The following is a 9,549-nucleotide window of genomic DNA, read 5'->3' on the forward strand; positions in this document are numbered from 1 at the left end:
ATGCTGCTGGATCGTTCGTGTCGCTTCGCCGCAAGCACGTGCCGTGAGATCCACGCCTCGTGCTTCGGCGACCCTCTGAAACGAAGGACGCCGGTCACCATGCCCGCACCCGTTATCCTCCACGGCCGCATCGCACGGCTGGAACCTCTTGCACCCCACCATGTTCCCGGTCTGATCGCGGCGGCTGCCGTGCTCGACGGCTCCGGGTTCACCGTCGTCCCGCACGGCGAACAGGAGGCACGCACGTACGTCTTCCAGGCCGAGGCGGCGCAGCTGGCAGGCACGGCACTGGCCTTCGCGATCGTCACCATCGCCGACGAGTGTGTGGTCGGCGCGACCCGATTCACTCGGCTCGACTACTGGCAGGGGCCGCTGACCTGGCCGTTATCGGCCGAACCGGTCACCGCGCTGCCGGGCGGGGCCATCCCCGACGCTGTCGAGATCGGCAATACCTGGCTCACCCCCGCGGTGCGGGGCGGTCAGGTGAACCTCGACTCCAAACTGATGCTGCTCACCCACGCTTTCGACAGCTGGGGTGTGCGCCGGGTGACCCTGCGCGCCGACGCACGCAACCTGCGCTCCCGGGCGGCGATCGAACGCCTCGGCGCGGTGAGTGACGGTGTGCGACGGGCACATTCGCGCGGTCTCGACGGCGCAGTGCGCGATACCGCGTTCTATTCGATTCTGCATGACGAATGGCCGGGGGTCCGCGGGCGAATCCACGAGCAGCTGGCGGCCCGCGCCGGTGTACGGCGGGCACCGTTGATTCCGGCGACCGTGGAAGCGTTGTGGCCGTTGGCTTCTTCGCCGATCGGCTGAGGCGTCAGCCGCGCGGCGATTCGATGCGTTCGGCGATCAGTGCGGCGAGTTCGTCCGGGCGCTCCTCGGGCAGCCAGTGCGAGCCGTCGAGCACGGCCAGGCGATAGTCGCCGGTGACGAATTCGCCGGTCAGTTCGGCGCCGCGGCGGTTCAGGGCCGTATCGCCGGTGCTCCACACATGCGTCACCGGCACGGTGACGCGTCCCGTCACCGCCTTGGGTGTGATCATCGCCAGGGCTCGATACCAGTTCAACGCGGTGGTGAGTGCGCCCGTGTCGATGATCTCGGCGTGCACACGGGCGATCGCGTCCGCGGACATGCCGGACTTGGCCAGCATCTTGTCGAGCAGGGCGGGCCGCGAGTGCATGAGGCGCTCGGGTAGCACCGGCAGCTGGAACAACCCCATATACGACGAGCGAAGCAGCTGATCACTGCTGATCATCGAGCGGGCGAAGGCGCCGGGATGCGGCACCGACACGGTCACCAGCGTGCGGACGAGCTCGGGGCGGGCCGCGGCCAGTGACCAGGCGACCATCGCACCCCAGTCGTGCCCGACCAGGTGCACCGGCCCACGGTCGATGCCCTCGATCAGCGCGACCACGTCATCGACGAGTTCGGGCACCCGGTAGGCGAGTCGGCCCCGCGGCCGGGCGCCCGGTGAATAGCCGCGCTGATTCGGCGCGACGGTGCGGTAGCCGCGGGCGTTGAGCAATGCGGTGAGCGGCTGCAGCGAGGTGGCTGTTTGCGGAAAGCCGTGCAGCGCGATGATGACGGGGCCGTCGGGCGGACCGGAGTCGACGACGTCGAACTCGAGTCCCGCCCTGGTGAAGGAGGTCAACCGGGTGTGCAACGAACCCTCCGTCCCGCCGAACTTACTTTTTGGTAAGTTACTCCGCGTGTGCGGGGTGGGTCAACCGGGCTCATCGGCCCGTCCCGCCGTGCACCACGGCGACCTCCGCACCGCCCAGGTCGAAGGCTCGATGCAGGATGCGCACGGCCTCGTCGAGGTCGGTGTCGCGGACCAGCACGGAGATGCGGATCTCGGAGGTGGCGATCAGGTCGAGATTGATGTTCGCCGCGGCCAGCGCCTCACAGAAAGTGGCGGTGACGCCCGGATTGTTGCGCATGCCCGCGCCGATCAGCGAGACCTTGCCGACGCGGTCGTCGTAGCGAACATCGGCGAAACCGATCTCGGCGCGGCGATCACGCAGCAGGGCGACGGCACGCGCGCCGTCGGCGGCGGGCAGGGTGAAGGTGATGTCGGTACGGCCGGTGCCGGTGTTCTGCACGACCATGTCGATGCCGATCTCGGCATCGGCTACGGCGCGGAACACCGTGGCCGCGTAGCCGGGTTGGTCGGGCAGGCCGACCACGGTCACCTTGGCCTCGTCGCGGTCGTGCGCGACGCCGGTGAGTACGGCCTGATCGGCGGGGATGTCGGCCATCGAACCGAAGACGGTGGTGCCGATCGCATCGGTGTAGGACGAGCGCACGTGCACGGGCACCTGGTAGCGGCGCGCGTATTCGACGCAGCGCAGCATGAGCACCTTCGAACCGCAGGCCGCCATTTCCAGCATTTCCTCGTAGGAGATCTGGTCGAGCTTCTGGGCGTCGGCCACGATGCGCGGGTCGGCGGTGAAGACCCCGTCGACGTCGGTGTAGATCTCGCAGACATCGGCGTGCAGCGCCGCGGCGAGCGCGACGGCGGTGGTGTCGGAGCCGCCGCGGCCGAGTGTGGTGACGTCGTTGTTGTCCTGGCGCACGCCCTGGAACCCGGCGACCAGCACCACTTCGCCGTCGTCGAGTGCGCGGCGCACCCGGCCGGGATCGACTTCGATGATCTTGGCGCGGCCGTGGGCGCCGGTGGTGATGACGCCCGCCTGGGATCCGGTCAGTGATCTCGCCTCCGCGCCGAGCGCATGAATCGCCATGGCCACCAGGGCATTCGAGATCCGCTCACCGGAGGTGAGCAGCATGTCCAGCTCGCGTGGTTCCGGTGCCGAGGAGATCTGACCCGCCAATTCGAGGAGCTCGTCGGTGGTGTCGCCCATCGCCGAGCAGACCACCACCACATCGTGCCCCTGCTTCTTCGTTTCCACGATCCGCTCGGCGACCCGCCGAATCCGCTCCGCGGTGGCGACCGACGAACCGCCGAATTTCTGCACAACCAGGGCCATCTGCGAAGTCCTCTCCCCTGCTCCCCCACGTGCGATCGCGCGGGTGACACCTCCGAGTATCCAGGCAATCCGGGCACGGCCGTACCAATTCGGCAACGAAAACGGCTGCCGCCGAATGGTTTCGGCGGCAGCCCCGGCATCATCCCTGTTCTGTGGGGACGACGATGAGTTCGGCGATGTTCACTCGACGTGGTGCCGAGACGGCATAGGCGATCGCATCGGCGATGTCGGCGGGGAGCAGGATCTCCAGTCCGTCCCGCCAGTCGGCGAGCTCGGCGCGCCGGGCGTCGTCGCGCATTCCGCTGCCGAGTTCGGTGCCGACGAATCCGGGTTCGACGCTCTTGACCCGAACACCGCGTGGCCCGAACTCGGTGCGCAGATTGCGAGTCAGGTGCGCTACCGCCGCCTTGGTGGCGCAATAGACGCCGTAGTTCGGAAAAGCGACGTGGCCACCGATGGAACCGACGAACACCAGGTCGGCGCTGCGGCCCGCGTTCGCGGTGGCGAGTAGGTCATCGATAAAAGCTCTTCCGGTGTAGAGCAATCCGTTGATATTCGTCCCCACCATCTGGTCCCATTCGTCGATCGCGCCCTGCTCGAACGGTGCGCCGAGCATGACGCCGGCGTTCGCGACGACCAGATCGACGGAGCCGAACGCGGCACGCACCTGGGCTGCGGCATCCAGGACCGACTGGCGCACGCTCACGTCGACGGCCACCGCGAGAGTGTTGGTGCCGATACTGTGCGCGAGTTCTTCGAGCCGATCCTTGCGCCGCCCGAGCAGCGCGACCTTCATGCCGTCGGCTGCCAGTCGGCGCGCGGTGGCGGCACCGATACCGCTGGATGCCCCGGTGACGACGGCGACCCGGCCTGCGCTGTTGTTGTTTGTCATGGCCACCACGTTCGTCTCGGTTCTCGACGCCTGCCAGGTCGGAAACTTCCTGGTAGCGAGAGGGCCACCCAGGCGCCGCGCGGTCGGCCTACCCTCGAATGCATGGATTCCGACAGCAATCTCGGTGCATTCCTGCGGGCCCGCCGCCAGCAGGTGCGGCCCGAGGAGTTCGGGATGGCCGGTGGCGGTCAACGCCGGGTGGCCGGACTGCGGCGCGAAGAAGTCGCCATGTTGGCGGGGGTGAGATGTTCATTACACACTCGTAGATGTTCGCCTGCGTCGCAACCGATATGGGGTTTGGGTGGCAAGCCCCGGAGGGGTGCGGCAGTCCATCTGCCTGCTGATATCGGGCGGGTGGTCAGCGTTGCCTGCCGCATCCGTTGCGACGTGTCCGCGCCGGACCAGATCAGCGCGCTATGCGGCATTACAGTGCGCTTGTGCGTCTGTGTCAGTGGCTCCAATTACATTCTCACGCATGGCATCTATGTTCTCCTGGGTCGCGATTCGTGGACGGACCCCGCAAGACGTTCTTGACGACCTGGGCTTGGCTGACACGGGCGTTGCACATTCTGCAGGCAGTTCGCGGCTGGCAGGTGAGGCGTTGTCGGAGGGCTGGTACGTCGTGGTCGACTACGACGTAGACCCTGCGGGGTACGTCAGCAAAACCCGGATACTGCAACAGTTGTCACAGGGCGCGGAGGTGGTTGCTTGCTACGAGTCGTCGTACGGGCCGGACAGCGCCGCTACCGGTTGGAGGAACGGTAGCCAGGTGTGGATGGTGGCTCATTACTGTGACTCTGGAAGGGAGCCCGACCATCTCGAATACGAAGGCGATTTGCCGACGGCGTTCGCCGAGATTCTGTCTGATGCGCAAACCGAGTACACGGCGTCAGCGGGAGAGGGATGCCTCTATGGGGTGGCTGTCGACTTGGCTGCGGAGATGACAGGCTTCCGTGAAGATGGGATTTGGGACCTCACCGAACTCAACCGGGTCTAAATGACGATCTGCTCATAGATCGTCCGCACATCGGCAGAAGCGGACGTTCCAGAGACTCTGACGGCCTACAGATCTGGACGGCCGACCAACGCGCGCCCAGCGGCATGAGAGTGCGTTCACCTGACACGATCGCGGCGCAAAGTGCTGAGTTCTTGTCCGGACAGTGGACGTGGTCGTGTCATCCGATATGCACCAGTCCTGCGGTCGACGTAGAGGTATGTCGGGTAGCTGTCGGACTCAGCGCATTGCCAGTGCTTTTCGCCGGGGGCGACCTGTACCTTCAGCCTTTCGGCGGGGCCGGTCAGCAGATCCTTGGCCATCTGCTCGGCATCGGCACGGTTCACTGGTCCGGCATCGCTGAGGTACGAGAACAACCGGGTCACATAGTCTGCCCATCGGCGCACCCCAGCCTCATGGCTCGTCGACGCTAGCGCGGCGGCAGCTTGCAGCGCTGAATAGGCGTCCGAGAGTTGCCAGCCCACAATCCGGCGGGAGTAGTCGTGCAGGACTGCGGCACAGTAGCGCTGCTTGGGGCATCCGGAATCCTCGGCAGCACCCAACAGGAGCGTCAGCCCTGCTGGGTCGTGCAGCATCACGTCTTCGTCCTGTTCGATCAACTCCGCGTCGGCGTCATCAGCCCAGACCCAGAAGGCATGTTCGTCGACGAAGGGCCACACGCCCGTAGCTTATCCAAGGCACTGCCGGTTGGGTCAACGCGATCAGCGGCAGTTGAGTGCGTTTGCTTGTTGGTGGCCGACAGCCGTAATACTGGTCGGATGAGGTGGATTCGCGACTTCTACGCATATGAGGGCATCTGGCTCCTGATCGAACTTGATGACGATGGCTGGCCGAACCGGCACGTTGATCTGCGAGGTGCTGACGGTGAGCCGGTCACGGCCGCGTCGGTGGCGGAGGTGACATATGCACGAGACCACGGGGGACTCGCTGCGGTTCAGGTGTACGAGCGCAAGTACGGTGTGCTCGCGGAGGGTAGCGCCGACGATTGGGATGTCGAGGCCAGTGCCCTCGAGCAAATAGCGGCCGAGGAATTCGAAATGGCCTGGATGATGGCTCGTCAAGCGATCGAGCACCGTTTTCCTGCAGATAGCTGAGCGGATCTCCTGGCGACAACCCGCTCGGCATCTGCAGATGCGGACGTTCGTGGTAGCGCGCCCTGCGGCAGATGAGTGCATTCGCTATGCCCAGCTACGTCGCCGACGCTCACCCGTCCATCAGCACCGAGAGCCTCTGCACCGCGGCGGCAGCGAGGGCTTGGAGGAAAAGAGCAGCCTGCAGCGCGTTCTCAGCGACCGGTTCAGCGGGTTCGAACGATGTCCCGGATTCCTCGGCCAGCCGCGCGACGCGAAAGGCAATGGCCAGCATCATTGCGTAGGACCAATCAGCGCCAACAGGCATGAACAGCATCTGGAATACCTGATCCCCGGTGAAGGTCTCTCCAGTCGGCCAGCGCCGTACGGGCGTCGTCGCCGTCTTGAAGAAGGTCCTGCTCTCCGCGCGCAGCGCCGCCGCCTGCTGTCCATCCCATCCGAAATGGTCTAGCGCACGACGAAATTCCGCTCCAGCACCTGGCAGCGTGAGGTCGTCGGGCAACATCGATAGCAGCAGCTGCTCGGTTTCGGGATCGATGGGGTAGTTGACTCGGCCGTAGCAGCCGTAGCCATACCCACCGTGCAGGTTGGCCGGGCAGGATACGCATTCGTGCTGGTAGTCGTCGAGTACGGCGGTCCGCTTGATCAACTCATGGATTTCTCCCTCGGTTTCGGTCACGTTGCCAGGTCGCGACAGGCTGGACCGAAATCTGATCTGGTCGGCGGACATCTGGTTGCCTTGCTCCCGCATCACCTGCAGCAGGTAGCGGGCATAACCGCGAGCTTTCAACAGCTCCTGGATCTTGTCGACACCCAATGCTTGCTTGGGGCCGCACCCCATATTGATCACGTAATCTAGCGCCACGACGGCAGTCTATTGATCGGTGCCTGATCTACCGGATCGGCAGCCGACTCCCACTCATCGGCAGATGCGAATGTTCTAGAGACGTTGGCGGCCAACCGATCTGCGGGTGGCCGTCGTGCGATCAGATCGCGCGCCCCGCGGCATGAGAGTGCGTTCCGATCGCACAGATACGAACGTAGGCTCGCCAGGTGCAGATCGACACTCAGGGCGCTATCGTGCTTGCTCGGTTCGGGCGAGGCTTCCGCTGGATATGGACCCAGGAAGGCATCGCCAGGCTCTGTGAAGCCACTGGATGGCCACCGAAAGAATTGGCATCGGCCGGACCGCCCTACACCCTCGCCACCGACCTGAGTGTCAACCGCCCCGAAGCCCGCATACGCAGTGACCGCCGCAATTCCGGCTTGTATGGGCTGCTTCCCGGCCAGTCGGTGATGGCTGTATCCGTGCACGTCACCGATTGGACCCGCAGCGAGGATCCCGAGTCTGCCGGCCCGATAACCGAACTTGAACTGTTGTCCGCGAGCATCATTGATGCCTTCGTGGAGCTGTCACAGGCGATCACCGAGGCCTTCGGAAGCCCCTCGGAATCGCTTCCGGGAGCATGGCCCTCGTTGCGCTGGCGCTTTCCGGAAGCAGTCATGGTCCTCAGAGGTAGGAGCGGCAGCGTTGAGCTGGGTTTCGAGAATCCGGCATACGTCAAGTGGTTGGACAAGGACGACTTTCTAGACCATGACGACGAGGAAGAGGAAGGCGAGGAAGACAACGACGATCTGCCAGCGGCGTCCAATCGGTGCGTCAGCTGGGAACACTTCTCCGAAGAGTTGAGGTTGACGCTGCTCAGACTGGAGTGTTCCGAGCACGGCAACAGCGTGATTGACGTGGAATGCGACGATGACCGCTACATCCAGTGTTCCTACAATCCCCGCAGTGAGGATTGGCTGGAATCGGAGGGCGCACTCGCGCTGCGAATCACCCTGCCGGAAAATCCCTTCGGTGATGATCGGTATCTGAGCCGCCCTGGATGCGAGCGGTCGATGATTGAGGCGGGTTGGTTTCGACTGGTGGGCGACCAATGCACTCTCTGGTCGTTGCAAGTCGATTGGCCCGCGCGCTACGAAATCTTCGGTGTTGTTGCGGACAAAGCAGTAGGGGCGCTGCGGGGGTACTTCGAGTTCGAAAGCCCGTCTCAGCTCCGAATGAAGTGCTGGTAGTTGCTCAGGCGCGAACATCGGCAGAAGCGGACGTTCCAGACTCCGACGGCCAACAGAGCTGGACGGCCGACCAGTGCACGCCCAGCGGCATTAGAGGGCGTCTTCGGCCCGAGCACCAGTACGCCTGAAGTCGGCGGCCCGACCGGAAGTCAGCAACCGGAAATGGCCTCACGACTGGTCGTCGGACGGAGTTGCTAGATTCACCGCGTGAGTGAAGAGGCAGTCGAAACCGATGCGGCCACAGAACTATTCATGCGATTGAACGGCGGTTCGGATAGGTATGCCGAGGTGATTCTGGCGCTCGCTCCGGGGCAGCACCTGGTCGATCTGATTTCCTTGCTCGAACATCTCGACCTCGGCTCGTGGTCCCGCGAGCACATCGACCCGATCCTCGCCCGGACGGGCTGGCCGGTCACCGAAGACGATTATCAACTGGAGGCCCGGCTTGGGTCGGACACGGACAAAGTGTACTGCTCGGCCTCCAAGACGCCCGATTACATGGATCCCGAACGGTGGGGTTTCGGCGAGTTCCATAACCTGCGGATAGCTCAGTACACGGCGCCCGTGGACCTGGAAAACACCTATGCGCAGGTACTCGCCGCATGCGTAGCGATACTCGGGGAACCACCCCTCGTCGGTGGGCCCGATGCCTTCGCGATGTGGTGTCGCCCGGATGTCACCATCCGGTGCTCACGTTCGATCAGGTACTCGTTGGTCGATCTGAATATCGAGCCGACCGAGCCCACCGAGAGCCGCGAGCACTGGGAATGGAAGTGGGGAGACGACTGGCAGGCCCGTGACAGCTGGCAGGTCAGACCGGACCGAAACCGCGGTCCGGCCGGACTGCCGACATGGGGCCTCCCCGAACCCGCCGCCACCACCTGGGATGGGCTGGACCGACGACTGACCGAGTTGTTCGTCGCGCTCTGCTCCGACATGCCGACGCATCGCCGGTACGTCACCGACATCATCTGGACGATCACCCGTACCAGCTCGGAAGGCTCTGTACAGGGGATCTTCTCGACCAAGGACGACACCTGCTACCTGGAGCGGCGCGATGGCGGCGGCGAGGAAGTTTTCAACCAGACCTTCCCGCTGACCTCAGCAGGAGGCCAGGCCGCAGCGGCTACAGCGATGGTGCAACTGGGCGAAATCGCCTCGAGTCCTGAACAATTGGAGCTCAGCCAAGCCTGGGCGCAGCAAGAGTGGGGTCGCGAGTCGAGTCAGTCGCTGTATGAGATCCGGTTCGGCTTGAACCAGTCCGACCGCTGAGCGATCTCAGCCGACTACCGGCTAGGCGGACCTTCACCAGCGCTGGACGGCGGCTGCGGACGTTCGATACCGCCCGCCCGGCGGCATGTGCGTGCGTTGTCGGCATGCCTCGCAACATCAAATCTAGGATTCGACAGATGAACACCGTGCTCGAATCCGCGCCCTACATGACCGAGTGCATCGAATGTGGGTCGCTGATCGAAGTAA

General features: G+C 64.5%; 10 protein-coding genes. 5 read left to right on the forward strand and 5 right to left on the reverse strand.

Annotation, left to right across the window (positions count from 1 at the left end; genetic code table 11):
- Positions 1-99 precede the first annotated feature (99 nt).
- A complete protein-coding gene (locus tag ACLJPD_RS28770; protein ID WP_410876297.1) occupies positions 100-819 on the forward strand; it encodes a GNAT family N-acetyltransferase in 720 nt (239 codons plus the stop codon).
- Positions 820-823: 4 nt separating this feature from the next.
- Here ACLJPD_RS28770 and ACLJPD_RS28775 read toward each other — a convergent pair whose 3' ends face one another.
- From ACLJPD_RS28775 to ACLJPD_RS28785, 3 genes are all read right to left on the reverse strand, one after another.
- Positions 824-1,669, reverse strand: a complete 846-nt coding sequence (locus tag ACLJPD_RS28775) for an alpha/beta fold hydrolase (protein WP_410876298.1) — start codon at positions 1,667-1,669, stop codon at positions 824-826.
- Between the two features lie 70 nt (positions 1,670-1,739).
- The gene (locus tag ACLJPD_RS28780) at positions 1,740-2,996 is read right to left on the reverse strand and encodes an aspartate kinase (RefSeq protein ID WP_410876299.1); all 1,257 of its coding nucleotides are present in this window, start codon (positions 2,994-2,996) and stop codon (positions 1,740-1,742) included.
- Positions 2,997-3,135: 139 nt separating this feature from the next.
- On the reverse strand, positions 3,136-3,888 hold the full coding sequence (locus ACLJPD_RS28785; RefSeq protein WP_410876301.1) for an SDR family oxidoreductase: 753 nt from the start codon (positions 3,886-3,888) through the stop codon (positions 3,136-3,138).
- A gap of 475 nt (positions 3,889-4,363) precedes the next feature.
- Here ACLJPD_RS28785 and ACLJPD_RS28790 point away from each other — a divergent pair, with 475 nt between their 5' ends.
- Positions 4,364-4,885, forward strand: coding sequence for a hypothetical protein (locus ACLJPD_RS28790; RefSeq protein ID WP_410876303.1), 522 nt, complete (start codon positions 4,364-4,366; stop codon positions 4,883-4,885).
- Between the two features lie 116 nt (positions 4,886-5,001).
- Here ACLJPD_RS28790 and ACLJPD_RS28795 read toward each other — a convergent pair whose 3' ends face one another.
- The gene (locus ACLJPD_RS28795; protein ID WP_410876304.1) at positions 5,002-5,562 is read right to left on the reverse strand and encodes a hypothetical protein; all 561 of its coding nucleotides are present in this window, start codon (positions 5,560-5,562) and stop codon (positions 5,002-5,004) included.
- A 99-nt stretch (positions 5,563-5,661) separates the two neighbouring features.
- Here ACLJPD_RS28795 and ACLJPD_RS28800 point away from each other — a divergent pair, with 99 nt between their 5' ends.
- Positions 5,662-5,997 (forward strand): hypothetical protein, encoded by a 336-nt coding sequence (locus tag ACLJPD_RS28800; protein WP_410876305.1) that lies wholly within the window; start codon positions 5,662-5,664, stop codon positions 5,995-5,997.
- Between the two features lie 109 nt (positions 5,998-6,106).
- On the opposite strand, the gene ACLJPD_RS28805 is transcribed toward ACLJPD_RS28800, so the two are convergent.
- Positions 6,107-6,859, reverse strand: a complete 753-nt coding sequence (locus ACLJPD_RS28805; RefSeq protein WP_410876306.1) for a hypothetical protein — start codon at positions 6,857-6,859, stop codon at positions 6,107-6,109.
- Between the two features lie 188 nt (positions 6,860-7,047).
- On the opposite strand from ACLJPD_RS28805, the gene ACLJPD_RS28810 reads away from it, so the two are divergent.
- Entirely contained in the window at positions 7,048-8,070 is a 1,023-nt protein-coding gene (locus ACLJPD_RS28810; protein ID WP_410876307.1) for a DUF6301 family protein, read from the forward strand.
- A gap of 207 nt (positions 8,071-8,277) precedes the next feature.
- Positions 8,278-9,342 carry a hypothetical protein gene (locus ACLJPD_RS28815; RefSeq protein WP_410876308.1) on the forward strand — a complete coding sequence of 355 codons (1,065 nt, stop codon included), beginning with the start codon at positions 8,278-8,280 and terminating at the stop codon, positions 9,340-9,342.
- Positions 9,343-9,549 lie beyond the last annotated feature (207 nt).

The sequence above is a fragment of the Nocardia sp. A7 genome (assembly GCF_046549215.1).
Taxonomy (GTDB): domain Bacteria; phylum Actinomycetota; class Actinomycetes; order Mycobacteriales; family Mycobacteriaceae; genus Nocardia.

What these genes read in the sequence shown, in the direction of transcription:
- ACLJPD_RS28770 (WP_410876297.1), top strand. Translation starts at nt 100, where the DNA reads ATGCCCGCACCCGTTATCCTCCACGGCCGCATCGCACGGCTGGAACCT.
- ACLJPD_RS28780 (WP_410876299.1), bottom strand. Translation starts at nt 2,996, where the DNA reads ATGGCCCTGGTTGTGCAGAAATTCGGCGGTTCGTCGGTCGCCACCGCG.
- ACLJPD_RS28785 (WP_410876301.1), bottom strand. Translation starts at nt 3,888, where the DNA reads ATGACAAACAACAACAGCGCAGGCCGGGTCGCCGTCGTCACCGGGGCA.
- ACLJPD_RS28790 (WP_410876303.1), top strand. Translation starts at nt 4,364, where the DNA reads ATGGCATCTATGTTCTCCTGGGTCGCGATTCGTGGACGGACCCCGCAA.
- ACLJPD_RS28800 (WP_410876305.1), top strand. Translation starts at nt 5,662, where the DNA reads ATGAGGTGGATTCGCGACTTCTACGCATATGAGGGCATCTGGCTCCTG.